The sequence below is a fragment of the Acidianus brierleyi genome (assembly GCF_003201835.2).
GTDB classification, from domain to species: domain Archaea; phylum Thermoproteota; class Thermoprotei_A; order Sulfolobales; family Sulfolobaceae; genus Aramenus; species Aramenus brierleyi.
The window spans coordinates 1,229,925-1,244,864 of the sequence record NZ_CP029289.2; the positions used below are offsets into that span (position 1 = coordinate 1,229,925).

General features: G+C 32.4%; 16 protein-coding genes and 1 pseudogene. 10 read left to right on the top strand and 7 right to left on the bottom strand.

Annotated features, from left to right (window positions below; translation table 11 throughout):
• Positions 1-63 precede the first annotated feature (63 nt).
• Positions 64-378, top strand: a complete 315-nt coding sequence (gene sul12a / locus DFR85_RS22245; protein WP_110270160.1) for a Sul12a family chromatin-organizing protein — start codon at positions 64-66, stop codon at positions 376-378.
• On the opposite strand, the gene DFR85_RS22250 is transcribed toward sul12a, so the two are convergent.
• From DFR85_RS22250 to DFR85_RS22265, 4 genes are read right to left on the bottom strand one after another with little or no spacing between them, the layout of a single operon-like run.
• Positions 356-1,066 (bottom strand): polyprenol monophosphomannose synthase, encoded by a 711-nt coding sequence (locus DFR85_RS22250; protein ID WP_110270161.1) that lies wholly within the window; start codon positions 1,064-1,066, stop codon positions 356-358. The two genes, sul12a and DFR85_RS22250, sit on opposite strands and share 23 nt — an antisense overlap.
• Positions 1,039-1,506 (bottom strand): DUF1947 domain-containing protein, encoded by a 468-nt coding sequence (locus DFR85_RS22255; protein ID WP_110270162.1) that lies wholly within the window; start codon positions 1,504-1,506, stop codon positions 1,039-1,041. The genes DFR85_RS22250 and DFR85_RS22255 overlap by 28 nt, the downstream gene beginning before the upstream one ends.
• Positions 1,506-3,641 carry a glyceraldehyde dehydrogenase subunit alpha gene (gene cutA / locus DFR85_RS22260; protein ID WP_110270163.1) on the bottom strand — a complete coding sequence of 712 codons (2,136 nt, stop codon included), beginning with the start codon at positions 3,639-3,641 and terminating at the stop codon, positions 1,506-1,508. The genes DFR85_RS22255 and cutA overlap by 1 nt, the downstream gene beginning before the upstream one ends.
• Positions 3,642-3,663: 22 nt before the next feature.
• Positions 3,664-4,221 (bottom strand): M48 family metallopeptidase, encoded by a 558-nt coding sequence (locus DFR85_RS22265; protein ID WP_110270164.1) that lies wholly within the window; start codon positions 4,219-4,221, stop codon positions 3,664-3,666.
• An 87-nt stretch (positions 4,222-4,308) separates the two neighbouring features.
• Here DFR85_RS22265 and DFR85_RS22270 point away from each other — a divergent pair, with 87 nt between their 5' ends.
• Positions 4,309-5,325: a zinc-dependent dehydrogenase gene (locus DFR85_RS22270; RefSeq protein WP_110270165.1), complete on the top strand. Its 1,017-nt coding sequence runs from the start codon at positions 4,309-4,311 to the stop codon at positions 5,323-5,325.
• Here DFR85_RS22270 and DFR85_RS22275 read toward each other — a convergent pair.
• Both DFR85_RS22275 and cobS read right to left on the bottom strand, forming a co-directional pair.
• A complete protein-coding gene (locus DFR85_RS22275; RefSeq protein ID WP_110270166.1) occupies positions 5,254-6,165 on the bottom strand; it encodes a cobalamin biosynthesis protein in 912 nt (303 codons plus the stop codon). The two genes, DFR85_RS22270 and DFR85_RS22275, sit on opposite strands and share 72 nt — an antisense overlap.
• Positions 6,126-6,875: an adenosylcobinamide-GDP ribazoletransferase gene (gene cobS, locus DFR85_RS22280; protein ID WP_110270167.1), complete on the bottom strand. Its 750-nt coding sequence runs from the start codon at positions 6,873-6,875 to the stop codon at positions 6,126-6,128. Before cobS ends, DFR85_RS22275 begins: the two co-directional genes overlap by 40 nt.
• Positions 6,876-6,890: 15 nt before the next feature.
• Between cobS and DFR85_RS22285 the strand changes: the two genes are divergently transcribed.
• The gene (locus DFR85_RS22285) at positions 6,891-8,279 is read left to right on the top strand and encodes a cobyric acid synthase (RefSeq protein ID WP_110270168.1); all 1,389 of its coding nucleotides are present in this window, start codon (positions 6,891-6,893) and stop codon (positions 8,277-8,279) included.
• An 8-nt stretch (positions 8,280-8,287) separates the two neighbouring features.
• Positions 8,288-9,400: a GMP synthase (glutamine-hydrolyzing) gene (locus DFR85_RS22290; RefSeq protein ID WP_110270169.1), complete on the top strand. Its 1,113-nt coding sequence runs from the start codon at positions 8,288-8,290 to the stop codon at positions 9,398-9,400.
• A gap of 14 nt (positions 9,401-9,414) precedes the next feature.
• Here the strand turns inward: DFR85_RS22290 and htpX are convergent, their stop codons facing one another.
• Complete coding sequence (htpX, locus tag DFR85_RS22295; RefSeq protein WP_110270170.1) at positions 9,415-10,392, bottom strand: zinc metalloprotease HtpX; 978 nt, start codon at positions 10,390-10,392, stop codon at positions 9,415-9,417.
• A 78-nt stretch (positions 10,393-10,470) separates the two neighbouring features.
• Here htpX and DFR85_RS22300 point away from each other — a divergent pair, with 78 nt between their 5' ends.
• From DFR85_RS22300 to DFR85_RS22325, 6 genes and pseudogenes are all read left to right on the top strand, one after another.
• Entirely contained in the window at positions 10,471-10,866 is a 396-nt protein-coding gene (locus DFR85_RS22300) for a CBS domain-containing protein (protein ID WP_110270171.1), read from the top strand.
• A gap of 9 nt (positions 10,867-10,875) precedes the next feature.
• The gene (locus DFR85_RS22305; protein WP_162582706.1) at positions 10,876-11,022 is read left to right on the top strand and encodes a hypothetical protein; all 147 of its coding nucleotides are present in this window, start codon (positions 10,876-10,878) and stop codon (positions 11,020-11,022) included.
• Between the two features lie 115 nt (positions 11,023-11,137).
• Positions 11,138-12,192: pseudogene (locus tag DFR85_RS22310) on the top strand (IS110 family RNA-guided transposase).
• 155 nt (positions 12,193-12,347) lie between these two features.
• Positions 12,348-12,566: a hypothetical protein gene (locus tag DFR85_RS22315; protein WP_110270172.1), complete on the top strand. Its 219-nt coding sequence runs from the start codon at positions 12,348-12,350 to the stop codon at positions 12,564-12,566.
• 2 nt (positions 12,567-12,568) lie between these two features.
• On the top strand, positions 12,569-14,083 hold the full coding sequence (locus tag DFR85_RS22320; RefSeq protein WP_110270173.1) for an MATE family efflux transporter: 1,515 nt from the start codon (positions 12,569-12,571) through the stop codon (positions 14,081-14,083).
• Between the two features lie 23 nt (positions 14,084-14,106).
• Entirely contained in the window at positions 14,107-14,916 is an 810-nt protein-coding gene (locus tag DFR85_RS22325) for a class I fructose-bisphosphate aldolase (protein WP_110270174.1), read from the top strand.
• Positions 14,917-14,940: the final 24 nt, after the last annotated feature.

A 14,940-nucleotide genomic window follows, 5' to 3' on the forward strand; every position in this document is an offset into this window, starting at 1 on the left:
ATAAGGCCCTAGTTATGATATGCCCCATTGCTTAAAAGCGCTTTTATAGTAAAGCCCTAGACTATGGAACTTACTCCGAGATTACAAGACGTATTAAGCATTATAAAGAATAGGGGAGAGATAAACGTCAAAGATCTTGCTTTGGAATTGAAAGTATCTCAAAAAACTGCAAAAGGCTATGTTAGAGAATTATCAAGGCTAGGATTGATTGAAAGTGACGAAATTGGAAACATAAAAATAAGGTCAAACGAGGAAAATAGAGAAGAAGAAATCTATAAGTTGGTTCAAATTCATGAGAGTGAAATTAACTCATTAAAAAAGGAAATTAACGAGCTTAGAGAAGAATTAATGAAAATTAAGAGGAAAAATAAAGTTTAAGAACATATGCGAACCAATTAAGAATTTGGGAATAACTTAGTTTACTCTGACCCTTTTCCCTGTCCCTAAAAGTTATAGGTACTTCGCATACTCTCATTTTGGATTTTAGTATTTTATATATAGCACATATCTGAAATTCATATCCATTTGCTGTGTTACACTGTAACACTTGTAATGAAGCCCCTCTAGAGTATACTCTAAAATTTGAAGTATTATCTTTCAACGATGATCTCAATAATAATCTAACTAATAAATTTGCACCCCAGCTTATCATTTTCCTTTTATATGACCAATTTTCTATCCTACCACCCTTAATATATCTAGAGCCTATTACAAGGTCATATCCTTGTCTTGCCTTATCTAGCATCGATTTAAGATAAATAGGATCATGACTGAAATCCGCATCCATAGTTACAATAAATGAAGAACCTATTTCTAATGCTTTAGAAATTCCATATCGTAAAGCAGAACCTAAACCTTTCTCATCAGTTCTTATGAATACTTTCACATTTTCTAAACCTAATGATTTAACCGCTTCTCCTGTTTTGTCTTCACTATTATCATCTACTATAATAATATTTCCATTTAATTCACTATTTATTCTTTTAATCAAATTAATAATATTATCTTTTTCATTATAAGTAGGAATAACTATGGAGACTATTTGGGATTTTTGCACATTTTCCATATCTCGTCGCCTATCCAATGGAGATTTTGTGAAAACTTTCCCTTCTTATTAGCAGAAGCTTCTTCCTTAGTAATAAGCACTTTCATAACAGATACTGGAATCCCTGAAGTAGTTTTAGCCAAAATTATATCTCCAGGATTGCAATCACAATTAAATAATGATATACCTGGTACAAAAAGATCAGCTCCTCTAGATAGAGCTCTAGTAGCTCCTTCATCAACTACAACAGATGGTAATTCAACCTTATTATCCATAATCCAACAGAGAGTGGGTATAAGATCCTCTGAGAAAAAAGATAATTTACCTTCTATAAAATAATATACTTGCTTTTTTTCCTTACCTACTTCAACTTTATCAGTTTTAATATCTACATGATATTTATCTCTAATTTGATTTATAAAAGTTCTTAAATCCTTTTGTGATAAAAAGTGCCTTTGCATTATAATGAATCCCCTAATGATAATGGCATAGTCTTTATTCTTTTACCTAAACAATTTTCTACAGCATTAACTATAACTGGAGTAGAGACAACAGCTCCGGCTTCGCCTATACCTTTACTTCCAGTAGGATGAGCAGATAATCCTTTTTCAATATAATACCACTTTATCTCTGGAGACTCAACAGCAGTTGGAAAACCGTAATCTCCTAGATTAGAATTCAGTAAAGATCCGTCATCTGCTATTTTTGCTCCTTCATACAAAGCTTGAGCTATACCTTGTAATACACCACCGTGTATTTGGCCTTCAGCTAGCATAGGGTTTATTACTTTTCCAATATCATCTAATGCAATATATTTAATTACCCTCATTTTATTCAATTCTTTATCTACATCTATCATGGCCATATGTACTCCGTAAGGACTAGTTGGTTTAGATACTGCATAAACAGAAGTAACATCTAAAGATATTCCGTTTTTATAAGCATATTTTATTATATCACTCAGCTCCAATTTCTTATTTTCAGTCTTATGAGTTATTGTACCTTCTTTATATTCTAACTCCTCTATATCAGCGTTCATCATTTTGGATGCTATTTCAATGAATCTAGATTTTAATTCCTGAGCAGCTTTCAACATAGCTGAGCCGCCAACGGTTACAGTCCTACTTCCCCACGTGCCTATTCCGTCTTCTATAATATCAGTATCTCCCCATTTTACTTCAATATTTTCAATTGGGATCTCTAATGTTTCTGCTACTATCTGAGCAAAAGCAGTAGCATCTCCTTGCCCATGTGGTCCAGAACCCGTAATGGCTATTATTTTACCGTCTGATTTTGTAAATACTCTAGCTACTTCCCAAGGCCCAAATCCAGTTATTTCAACATACATTGCCAATCCTGTACAATATCCTTTTTCCTTAGCTTCAGCAGAAAGTTCAGTATAGTATTTTTTAGCCTTATTTAAAATGTCAACATAGTCTCCAGTATCATATACAATTCCAAATCCATTATCATAAGGCATTTCATTAGGCTTGACTACATTATTTAACCTTATCTCTATTGGATCCATTTTTAACTCATTAGCAATAATATTGATTATTCTCTCTATAAAGTATGTAGCTTCTGGTCTTCCAGCCCCTCTATACGACGTAGTAGGAACTTTATTAGTATGTACCGCATACGCTGTTACTGACGCATTAGGAATGTCATATGGTCCTAAAACCATTTTAGTTGTACTCAAAACATTCCCGGATTCGTCATCATTAGCATCAGAATATGGAGCCCCTAAATCTCCAACTATTGTTCCCATTAGGGCCATTATTTTACCGTTTTTGTTAAATCCTACCTTAAATCTCATGCTTTTGTCTCTACCATGACCTGCGCTTATCATCTCCTCTGTCCTTGTTGGAACCCATTTTAATGGAATACCTAATTTTAACGCAAGCTTAGATACAGCATATTCCTCTGGATGCGCAATAATCTTACTCCCAAAAGCTCCACCTACATCTGGTTGAATTACTCTAATATTAGAGTAATTAAGAAATTGCACTAGATTTCTTCTCAAAAAATGAGCCGATTGAGTAGAAGACCAAACATTAAGTCTTTGACCGTCAAAATATGCTAATATTCCTCGAGTTTCTAAAGGAGAAGCAATCATTCTCTGATTTATTAGTTCGTCTTCTATAACAAAATCTACGTTCTTGATAGCTTCTTCTGGATTACCTTTTGAATATGTTTTATTAATATAAATATTACTTTTTAACCCACTATATGCTTTCTTCTCATCTTTCAACGCCTCGTATGGATCTATAACATAAGGTAAATCTTCATATTCAACTTCTATACTTTCTAATAAATCATAAGCCTCATATCTATCTTTAGCTATTACAGCAGCTATTGGCTGCCCTATATAAGTAGTTTCGTTAGTAGCAATAGGAAAATCCTTCCCTGGATTTATGTCTTCGCCCGTAAAGATACCTTCTCTCTTTGCTATTTTTATTCTTGCGTGTGGCTTCGTTGATCTTAAAAATGCTACAAATTTAGTACCTTGAAATACCAAATCATCAACATACGTTCCATGTCCAGTAATTAGCCTAGGATCTTCGATTCTTTTTATTGGTTGACCGATATAATGCATATATTTATGCATATTTTCGAGTTTATATTTTCTTTACTCTTAATATTGATGATGGATGAGTAGATAATATAGAAGAAGAAGGATCGCCATAATTATTTATTAACAAAACAAGAGCTTCTTTACTTGTTAATTTTACAGCATATTTGTCAGCTTCTAGTTCAAATTTCCTAGAAAGAAATCTTTGAACCAAAAATCCTAAAAGAAGAAATAATAGAGCAATTAAAGGTATATTTAAAAGCGAAAAGAATCCTATAAGTATTAGCGATATGATGAATAAATTTTTGATATGATGCTTCATTTTTATGTGACCAAGTTCATGCGCTATCGCGGCCATTATTTCTTTTTTATCCAAATTCAACAAGGACGACGTAACTATTATAGTATTTCCAGAAGTAGAAAATGCGTTTATATCTTTACTATCCTTTATTCTTAAAGAAAAATTTACATTTGATTTAGATTTTAATTCGTCAATGCCTTCAACATAAACCTCTCTATAGTGTCTACTGTATATTCTTGAGATACCAAAGTAGCTAATGTATAAAATAACTAGAGGGACTATAACGAAACTAAAACTATTCATAAATCTATTTGGTCAGTATTACTATATTAACTATATAACTTAGCTGAAAGTTTCACTTAAAATCTAGAAAGTACATTTTGTCTTTAAATGAAAGCTATAGTATTAGAAAACGGCAACCCCTTGTTAAAAGAGGTACCTATACCAAAGTTACAAGAAGGCGACGTACTAGTAAAAATGAAAGCTTGCGGATTATGTGGAACAGATGTTGAAAAAATATGCGGTCAATATACAGCTTCTCAGCCAATTTTAGGGCATGAACCTGCAGGTATAATTCAAGAATCTACAGTAGAATGGCTTAAACCCGGTGATAGAGTTTTTGCCCATCATCATGTTCCATGTTATGAATGCTATTATTGTAAAAAGGGAAGTCCTACAATGTGCCCATATTATAGGAAAACTAATTTAGATCCTGGTGGATTTGCAGAATATTTTAGAGTACCGGCTTGGAACGTTAAACGAGGAGGAATATTAAAATTACCTGATAATGTAACTTTCGACGAAGGGGCTTTTATAGAGCCCCTTGCTACTGTTATAAGAGCCCAAAGGAGAGTATTTATCGATAAGGACGATTTTATACTAGTAGTAGGAGCTGGACCCATGGGTTTATTACATGTAATGGCGGCCAAAGTAAATGGAGCCGGTAAAGTATTCGTATCAGATGTTTCAGAGTTCAGAAGAGAATATTCATTAAAAGTAGGTGCTGATGTGTCATTTAATGCCGCTAAGATTAATATTGAAGAGGAAGTCAAAAAGCTTACAGACGGTAGAGGAGTAGACGTTGCAATAGTAGCGTCTGGAGCACCACAAGCTATCCTTAGTGCGCTAAATTCGGTTAGAAAAGGTGGAAGAGTATTACTCTTTGGTGTTCCATATAAAGGAACAATATTAAATTATGATATAAGCAATTTATTGAATAACGAGATCTCTATAATTAGCAGTAATGCCGCAGTAGAAGAAGATACTAGGGAAGCATTAAATATGATTGCCAATAAGAAAATTGATGTAACTAAACTAATTACAGGGAAATTTAAATTAGAGGAATTTAATGAGGCCGTAAGGGAAGCCAAAGAAGGAAAAACCATAAAAGCAATAATATATGACTAGTATTGAAGAGATATATAGAAAAGTTGTAATCTTAAATAATTTTAAAGCTCTTTTAATATCACTAGAGCTAGGTAAATTGCCATTCCCAACTGAATAGAATCCTCTTTTTTCTAACTTCACTCCTAGTAAATAAGCAGCTGCAGAAATCGGATATCTAGCATTAATACTTTCAATATCGCTGTGTCTAATAATATCTAGCATATTCTTTACTTTCAATCTCATTATAATTCCTGCCAAAATCATAAACAATACAGAAATTCTAGCAGGAATATAATTTAAAATAGTGTCAACTTTTGCAGAAAAGAATCCTTCTTTTTTTAACTCAGTAGTCTTATACCCTACCATACTATCCATAGTATTCGATAATCTTTGTAAAAGAGCACCTGGCATTCCTAATAATAGAAACCAGAAAAGTGGAGAAGATATTCCATCGACAAAACTCTCAAAAAGAGATTCTATAGCTGCAGACGCTATATGCCCTTCATCCTCTTTTGTCAAATTTCTCCTCACTATCTGTTGCACGATATATCTAGAATTCTCATCTAAATTTGACGATTTATTAACTATTTTATACAACATCTTTATTGAGAATGTAGTCTTCAATGTAAGAGCTAATAAAATAAATTTTAATATTAAAATAGGAATATATAAGGGTAAAATAAATAATATTAAAATAGGAACAACAGATAATAGCCAAATAAAAATGCCGTATACGTATCCTTTATAAGGCCTTATTAATTTTTCACTTATTTTGCCAGTTAATACTACTGGATGAATATATATTGGAGGTTCTCCTAATATTAAATCCCAAAATAGTGCAGCAATGAAGACAAGTAACAAAACTTTTCATTAGCTAATAAAAATAAGGGGAAAGATAAAGTTATCACAAACCCAGTTAGATCACCAGAAGATCCATGAAAAGATGTTTTTCCTATATAATAGAAAATTAGATAAAGAATAATGTACAAAACTAATGGTATTATTAGAAGAAAAGGAATAGCTTGGATTAGTAATAAAGCATACTTATTAGATAGATAGCTATTGAATATTTTTCCAAGATAACTATTCTCCATAGGTTTTAACGTTGATAAAATTAATAATCCTAATGATCTACAAGCAATTTCTGAAGATATTAAAACCAAAAAGGAATATAATGAAGGATACTGTAAATTTAACAATGCAACTAGCATAATGGAAAAATATACCAAAGAGGCACCTATTCCTCCAGAACCGACCTCAACATCTTTCATAGCTTTTATTCGTTTTTCCATGTTACCCTTGACCATCAGCGCATCCGAAATATCCAGTAATCCATCAAGATGATTGAAGCCTCTTACCACTTCAACTATAACAAATAATAGAACTTTAGATAAAATTCCTATGATATTCCATAGTAAAAGATAAGAAGCGAAATCTATTATTCCAGTAATTAAACCAATAAAAATTGGAGATAAAAAGCTATATCTTGCAATAGTTTCTAGATCTGATTTTATAGAAGGAATAATAGTGAAAAACGATAATTGAGCTAATATTCCTTTAAAAGCTTTCACAAAATCTTGTTAAATGTGGCAGTTATAATTTCTTCACCTATGAGTGATTCTGGTAAATCATTTTTTGTATCTACCTTAAGTAATATTCTTAGAGGCATACCATTTAAGGCACAAAATATGTCGTTAAACAGTTTCCCTAGTGATGAAGGAGGAGAAATTGCATTCATACAAGCTTTTCAAGCTATCGGTTCTGGTCTAAGCCCAAAAAGTTTCATGAACCCAGTTTTATTGAAACCTTCAGGTAAATCAGTAGAGGTCATCGTTTTTGGAAATTCATTAGGGAATTTTTCCCCTGGAGAATATTATAGCATAATAAAAAAATTATGGAGTAAAATTAAGAATATTATTACAGATAATATGATAATAGAAGCAGCCGGAGGATTAGGAGAACCTAATTTCCTCAATAGAGATATTTCAGGATTTTTAATAATGAAAGAATTGAAAATACCTACTATATTAATCTTAGATATCGATAGAGGAGGAGCATTCGCATCGGCATTCGGGATATACAAAATGTTTCCCACATCCGTGAGAGGATTATTAAAAGGATTTATAATTAATAAATTCAGAGGAGAAGAAAAATATCTAGAAAAAGCTATTGCATGGCTTGAAAATAAAACAAAAATGAAATACTTAGGCTATGTTCCATATTTAGAAGAAAACCCAATAATGCCAGAAGATTCCATGAACATCAAAGATATAGGAGATGGAGAAAAAAAAGTATCTATTATAGCTTATCCTTACATGAGTAACTTTAATGAATTCTATGCACTTTATAAATCTAATTCCAATGTGAAATTTGTATATAAACCTTCACAACTTAAAAATTCAGATTTAGTTATTCTTCCAGGTACTAAAAATACATATAAATCTATTCTATGGCTAAAGGAAAGGAATTTCATTGATGAAATAAGAAAATATCCTATTCTAGGAATATGCGGAGGTTTTCAATTAATGGGTAAGAAACTTGTAGATCCGTATGGCTTAGAAGCTGAAAATATAACGGAATACCCTGGATTAAATATATTTGATATAAAAACTATTTTTGATAAAAATAAGGTTGTATCACTGAGTGAGGGAAAAGGAGACGTAAGAATTGAGGGTTATGAAATTAGAAGAGGAAAAATACATTACGAAAATGAAAGACCACTTTTTTACATAACAAAGAGAAATAAGGTTTCCGTTGAAATACCTGATGGTGCAAAAAAGGATGATAAAATGGGTTTAAGTTTACATGGATCTTTATTCTCTTCTTTTAGTAGAGAACTAGAAGACTATGGCATAAAAATATTCTCTGGTTCTATGAAAGAGGAAATAGAAAATATGGTTCAAAAAAATGTAAAAATAATAAAAGAAAATATAGATGTAGATAGAATAGATGATATTTATAACTCAAAAATGTAAATAAGCTTGTGTTTGATCCCGAGAATTTCATAAAAGAGGTAACGCCTCAGATTTTAAATGTAGCAAAAGATGAAAAGATAGTAGCTGCGGTAAGTGGTGGAGTAGATAGTACAACAGCAGCAGTATTGTTATATAAAACCCTAGGTTTTAACGTAGTTCCTATAATGATTGACACTGGCTTTCTTAGAAAGGACGAAACTAAGATTGTCAAAAAATTACTAGAAAATATTTTGCCATTGCGTATCATAGATAAGTCGGAAGAATTTATAACTTCGTTAGAAGGAATAGAAGATGCCGAAGAAAAAAGAAAAAAATTTAGGAACCTTTTTTATAAAAACATTTCTGACATAATAAGAGAAAATAATGCTACTTTTCTAGCTCAAGGAACTATAGCAGCTGACTGGATAGAAACACAAGGTGGAATAAAAACACAACATAACGTGTTAGTTCAATTAGGTATAGATACAGAAAAAACCTGGGGCTTTAAGTTAATAGAACCTTTGGCAGATCTTTACAAAGATGAAGTAAGAGCATTAGCAAGATATCTTGGATTACCAAAAGAACTCTCTGAAAGACAACCATTTCCAGGTCCAGGTTTATTAATAAGAACTATAGGAAAATTAACTAAAGAAAAATTGGAAATTGTACGAGAATCTAATGACATAGTTGAAAAATCGCTTGAAAATTATTCCTTTTCTCAATATTTTGCTGCAATATTTGAATCAGATAAAAAAAGAGACGAAAAAATAACTAATTATATCGGTCAAGATATATTCGTATATAATTCCCGAGCAACAGGAGTTAAAGGTGATGTACGAAGCTATGGTAAAATAGCTTCAATAGATGGGGAATTAGATTATAATGAAATAATGAGAATAGTATCGGAAATTACAAAGTTTGATATTACTCATGTGTTATATAGAATTAACGAAAAAGAAAATGGAAAGTATTCAGTAGTAATTAGAGCAATAAACACTGAAGACTTCATGACTGCAGATTTTGCTAAAATAAGTTATTCGGTTTTAAATGAAATATCACAAAAAATATTAACACTAAATGACGTCAAGGAAGTCTTATATGATGTGACTACTAAGCCACCAGCAACAATAGAATTTGAATAAAAATGTCTCACTACTTAATAAATACTATTCTTAAGTCTCTCAAGTAGTTGAATTCTCTTAGGTGATGCAGGATGATCGCTAAAGAAATCTGCATACCAAGGCACTTTTTCTGTCTTCCAATAGTTTATTAATTGCTCTACATCCATATCACTAACGTCTTCATTTATATCCATTGGCGAGAAAAATAACATATTCATCATTTGATTATTATTTCTTTTCTTATATTTCTCCAATGTGTTAGGATCAACTGAAAGTGTTATCTTAGCTAAAGCTCTCTGTAGATTCTCCGCACCGTTAGGTATAGTTGTAGCAGAGTTAACATCCGCATAAGCTTCTCTTAATCTATTTATGTATAGAACTAGAAATTGAAACATATAACTTACTGCTAATAATGCAATGCCTATTAACCACATAGAACCAGCATTGTTATTTCTATTTCCTTCACCTAACATTCCTCCCCACATTAGAGAGTATCCTAAAAAGAATATCAATGTAGGTATCAGACCTATCGCCATTAATAACTGAACATCTCTATGCCTTAAATGGCCTAGTTCATGGCCTAATACAGCCTTAATTTCGTCTTTATTTAATATTTTTAATAAAGGCAAAGTTATAGCAACTCTTTTACCAGCTATAGGGCTTCCATATGCAAAAGCATTAGGAAATGGAACATCGGCTATATAGACTTTAGGAATATCTAGATGATTATACATTGCTACCTCGTCTACTAAATCTACCAACCAACCATACTTAGGATCAGTAGGCGATACTTCCACAGCCCTGTACATAGCATTAATCAAATATGGACCAAATAGCCATTGAACTATATTCAATACTATCAGAAAAGATAATATTCCAATAATTACTGCCGGAGCAAACGCTACTCCAAAGAAATACCCTGCTACAGCATAAACTAAAGCAAACCCTAGGAGAAAAACTCCTACACTAGCCACTACCATACCTAGTTTTAATTTTATTAGTGCAAAGTTCATGATTATCAATGTTATATTTTGAAGATGAGGATATAAAGCTTATTCAAAGTTTATTAATCACTCAATGTAATTTTTCCCATGGAGGAAACTGTAAAAGATTACATGAAAACTGAGGTAATAAGTGTAGATAAATCTAAGTCAATAAAAGAAGTAGCCGAAGTTATGACTAAGAACAATGTAGGATCAGTTATTGTAACTGAGAACAAAAAGCCATTAGGAATAGTTACTGAACGAGATATAGTAAGAGCAATAGGAAAAGGAAAAGATTTGAATGCAAAAGCCGAAGAAATTATGACTGCATCATTGATAACCATAAAAATAGACTCGCCAATCACTGGAGCTTTAAGTTTAATGAGAACATACAATATCCGTCATCTTCCAGTAGTCGATTATGATGGAAATCTTTCCGGAATAATATCAATAAGAGATATAGCAAGAGCCCTGGACGATTTTTATGAAAGCGGAGCAGAGTGAACTCCTACGGTGATTTTCACGAACAACACTCCTAAACAAGAAGACAAGCTTTACAAGAGTGAGACTAAGAAGACTAGGTATAGGGGAGGAGGTGGTGAAGGCCCTCAAGTTGACCCCAATCAAGTAGTTCCTTCGGCTCTTCAAGCCATCGCCTAGCCATGTTAGAGGCAAAGCATGTGGAGCCTATCCATCTCCATGGAGTCTTCCGCCCCCCTTTGAACCCTATATAGATTAATTAGTTGGGGAGGGTAATACTCTCCAACTGGGAAACATGGTCGACCCTTTGACTGAAGCAAAGTCTTCGAACGGGGGCGTGACAAACCCCTACCATCGGACTGAACATTGTGATAATATGCACGGATATAGGTGTGATAAAGAGGTAGGGATCCTAGGAATAGACATATCAAAAGATCATGTGACGAGTGAGGGGAGGGTCTACGAGAACAACAAGAAGGGTTATGAAGAAATACTAAAAGTGAAACTAAACACAATAGTGGTCGAACCGACAGGAGCATACTCAATAAAACCATGTCAATACTTCAAGGAAAAAGGGATCAAGATACTACAAGTAAGCCAAAACTATGGAAGGAGAAGGACTTGAGAGGAAAGAAAACAGATTTTTACGACGCAGAAAAACTAATAAACATGGCAAACAAGGCAAAGGAGTACAACTACAACTCATTGAAAGAACTAGTAACACTATATATCTTCCTAAAAGACCTTGAAGTAAAGTACAAGAACAGGGTAAAAAGAGCACTATTCCTAGTCAGTGACGAGGAAAAAATAAGCAAGGAAATGCTTGAAGAATTCTCTAAAGGAAACTTCAAAATACAATTATACAACTTAGAGTACACAAAGATCGTACTTGAAGAAATCGAAGTATTATCTAAAGCACTACTGGAAACAAGCGAGAAAATAAAAGAAGTAGAGAAAATGATACAATCACAGTCTGAAAATCACGTTCTATTAACTATACCGGGAATAGGAAAACTTTCTTCGGGAATAATAATAGGCATTGTTGGAGACATTAAACGCTTTCCTAACCCTGAGTCCTTCGTAGCCTACTGCGGTTTAGACCCAATAGTTGAGAGGAGCGGTAAAGCTACTGTAAGTAAGGGAATATCGAAGAAGGGTAATAAGTACTTGCGCAGCTTGTTCTACTTCCTCGCTGAGATGAATTACTCTCGTAATCCTACATTACTAGAATTTTACGAGAACCATAAGGAAAAGTTGAAGGGAAAGAAGTTGTACACTGCTTTAGCCAGGAAATTGGCTAGAATAGTTTGGAGTGTTTGGTATAATAATAAGCCTTATGAGCCTAAGTGATCCTCCCCAAATCGCCACGTGGATTGAAAGGTACACGTGGCAATCTTAGTTGACATTATGCTTGAAGTTCAACCGAAATATTTATTACTGAACGCCCCTGTTAAGATAAATGTATGGCATAAGTTTTTTAGTTTAACATAAATTCGTCTCTTTAAATGCAAAGAGTGCTGATATGGAAAGAATGGTACGAAATTCTAGAGAAAATAGCTAGGGATAATAAAATTAGTATGAATGAGTTAATTGCTAAAATATTAACTACTGAAGAATGCTTAAATCTCCCAGAAGTAAAAACTACTTCCAAAAAATCTATAAATGTAAATATAAATGATAAATATCTTATGGAGAAAATTCATAAATATCTTTTTTGTGATTAAGAATGAAAAACAAAGAAAATAAGCCTAAGAGAAAACCCGGCTTAGTTAGAATAGGGCTATTTAATTTACTTCTAAGACTAGCTATATCACCATTATCCTTTGTTTTTTCTCTGCTTATGGTTAAGTACCTATCTGATATTTCTGCTGTAACATTTGGTGCATGGCAGACAATGTTCGTACTAATAACTGGATATTTTGTAATTCCTGCAGATATATTCTCAAATATAACAAGTAGATATGCAGCAGAAGGTAAAAAAGTAGGTGGAATTTTGCTTATAAATGGAATAGCAGGAGTTTTAGCTATAAGCATATACCTTCTCATAATACCTTTCATTAATCCACTTTTAGGCGGAAACTTTGCAAAATATTTTTATTTTTCATCAATTTTAGTATTTTTATTCTATATTTTTGATATCACTAGATCAATTGCGCTTGGAAGATCACCAAGAGTTAACGCAATATCAGCTTCAGTTTTTCAAATAATTAGATTAATAGCTGGTATAATACTTATGTTTATATTTAATTTGTCTATATTTGCAGTAATTTTAGCTTATTCTTTGGGTTATATAGCACAAATTTTAATAAATATATTATTTTCAAATGCAAATTTGCAAATCGATTTGAAAATAGCATTCAAAGCAATTAAAAAATCTATAGTTTTCATAACTTCATATATTCAGAACATAATTGAAGCAAGCTTAGTATGGATAGCAGTTTATTTAGTTAGAACTGCACTACCAGTATCTTATTTTGAGTCGGCATTAATAATATCAAATATAGTAATATGGTCAGGTAGTATTACTGATGGATTAATACTTAAATTAGCTGAAAATAAAGATCCAGATTTATTAGAAACTGCTACCAAATTATTTTTCTTAGCCGGTTCTTTTTTCCTTTTATTAACATTCGTAGACGGTGATCCTCTACTATTTATTTTAAGACCTGAGTACATTGAAGCATTTTTAGCGTTAATAGTTCTATCTATATCCAATTTTCTTAGAGGCCTATATACTATTTTCTATCGTGGAATTTATATGGCCGATACTACATTAAGTACTGAAGGAAGTGGGGAATTAAAGGGAAGTACTGCAAATCTTATTAGAAGAAATATTTTTATTTCAATTATAGGTTTATCCTTCTCTACATGTTTAATGATAATTTTGAAAACTTTTAGCTTCTCATCTCCAGCATTAGCAATAGCCATAACTTTAGGTTTGCTAATAAATTCTATAGGAATGTTAACTACAGCATATATTTCAGCAAAGAATATATATCGATTAATCTTTCCTAAAATTGAAAGCGTAGTTCCGCTAATTGCTACTGTAGTATCATCATTACCTTTCTTAATTCGATATATGGAGGGAAATTTGCCTAAATTTAGGGCTATTCATGAAATAGAAATAATGTTAATATACACACTAATCTCGTCTTCTATTTTTGTTATTATAAATATAGCTCTTAATCCATATGCAAGACAGCTTTTTATTATGATAATAAAAAGAATCAAAAATTTATAGATAGTTGGCTTAATGTTCGTGAAATGAGTGGAATAAACATTAGGATAAACAGGTTATTTGAAAGAAAGAACGCTTTTGTAGTAGCTTTAGATCATGGGCTAGTCATGGGCCCACTTAAAGGCATAGAAAAACCAATGGAAATTGTTAAAAGTCTTTCAAATATTCCAGATGCACTCCAAATGACGCCTGCAATGCTTAAGATAGTGGAAGAAAATTTCTTTTCAAGATCTTCGCCGATGTTAATTGCAAGACTAGATACTGCTAACGTGTGGAGACAGCAGAAGAAATATGATAGCGGGTATTATTCAGCTGTGTATAAAGTGAGAGACGCAATAGAAGCCGGAGCTGATGCCGTTGTAACATATTTTGTTGTAGGTTATGGCCAAGATCAAATAGAAGGCTATAATATCGAAGAATTGTCTAAAATAAGAAGGGAAGCTAACGATTATGGAATCCCATTTATTATAGAGCCTCTTTTTGTTTCTCCAGAAAATCCAGATTCGATTAAAGATGTAAATCTTGTTAAATATGTAACAAGAATAGCATCAGAAATAGGAGCGGACATTCTTAAAGTGGACTATACTGGAAAAGATAATTTTAAGGAAGTAGTAGATGTAGCATTCTCACCTATACTTATTAGAGGAGGTCCGAAAACTAACACTAACCGCGATTTCTTATCTATGTTAAATGATGCTATAATATCAGGAGCTAAAGGTATCACAGTCGGAAGAAATCTATGGCAGTCCCAAGATCCTCAAAAAATGGCTAAAGCAATTTCTGCTGTAGTACATGAAAGAAAGAGTGTAGACGAAGCCGTAAAGATCTTAGGATAAAATATTTTTATACGACATCAAAAT

What these genes read in the sequence shown, in the direction of transcription:
- sul12a (WP_110270160.1), top strand. Translation starts at nt 64, where the DNA reads ATGGAACTTACTCCGAGATTACAAGACGTATTAAGCATTATAAAGAAT.
- DFR85_RS22250 (WP_110270161.1), bottom strand. Translation starts at nt 1,066, where the DNA reads ATGGAAAATGTGCAAAAATCCCAAATAGTCTCCATAGTTATTCCTACT.
- DFR85_RS22255 (WP_110270162.1), bottom strand. Translation starts at nt 1,506, where the DNA reads ATGCAAAGGCACTTTTTATCACAAAAGGATTTAAGAACTTTTATAAAT.
- cutA (WP_110270163.1), bottom strand. Translation starts at nt 3,641, where the DNA reads ATGCATTATATCGGTCAACCAATAAAAAGAATCGAAGATCCTAGGCTA.
- DFR85_RS22265 (WP_110270164.1), bottom strand. Translation starts at nt 4,221, where the DNA reads ATGAATAGTTTTAGTTTCGTTATAGTCCCTCTAGTTATTTTATACATT.
- DFR85_RS22270 (WP_110270165.1), top strand. Translation starts at nt 4,309, where the DNA reads ATGAAAGCTATAGTATTAGAAAACGGCAACCCCTTGTTAAAAGAGGTA.
- htpX (WP_110270170.1), bottom strand. Translation starts at nt 10,392, where the DNA reads ATGAACTTTGCACTAATAAAATTAAAACTAGGTATGGTAGTGGCTAGT.
- DFR85_RS22300 (WP_110270171.1), top strand. Translation starts at nt 10,471, where the DNA reads ATGGAGGAAACTGTAAAAGATTACATGAAAACTGAGGTAATAAGTGTA.
- DFR85_RS22315 (WP_110270172.1), top strand. Translation starts at nt 12,348, where the DNA reads ATGCAAAGAGTGCTGATATGGAAAGAATGGTACGAAATTCTAGAGAAA.
- DFR85_RS22320 (WP_110270173.1), top strand. Translation starts at nt 12,569, where the DNA reads ATGAAAAACAAAGAAAATAAGCCTAAGAGAAAACCCGGCTTAGTTAGA.
- DFR85_RS22325 (WP_110270174.1), top strand. Translation starts at nt 14,107, where the DNA reads ATGAGTGGAATAAACATTAGGATAAACAGGTTATTTGAAAGAAAGAAC.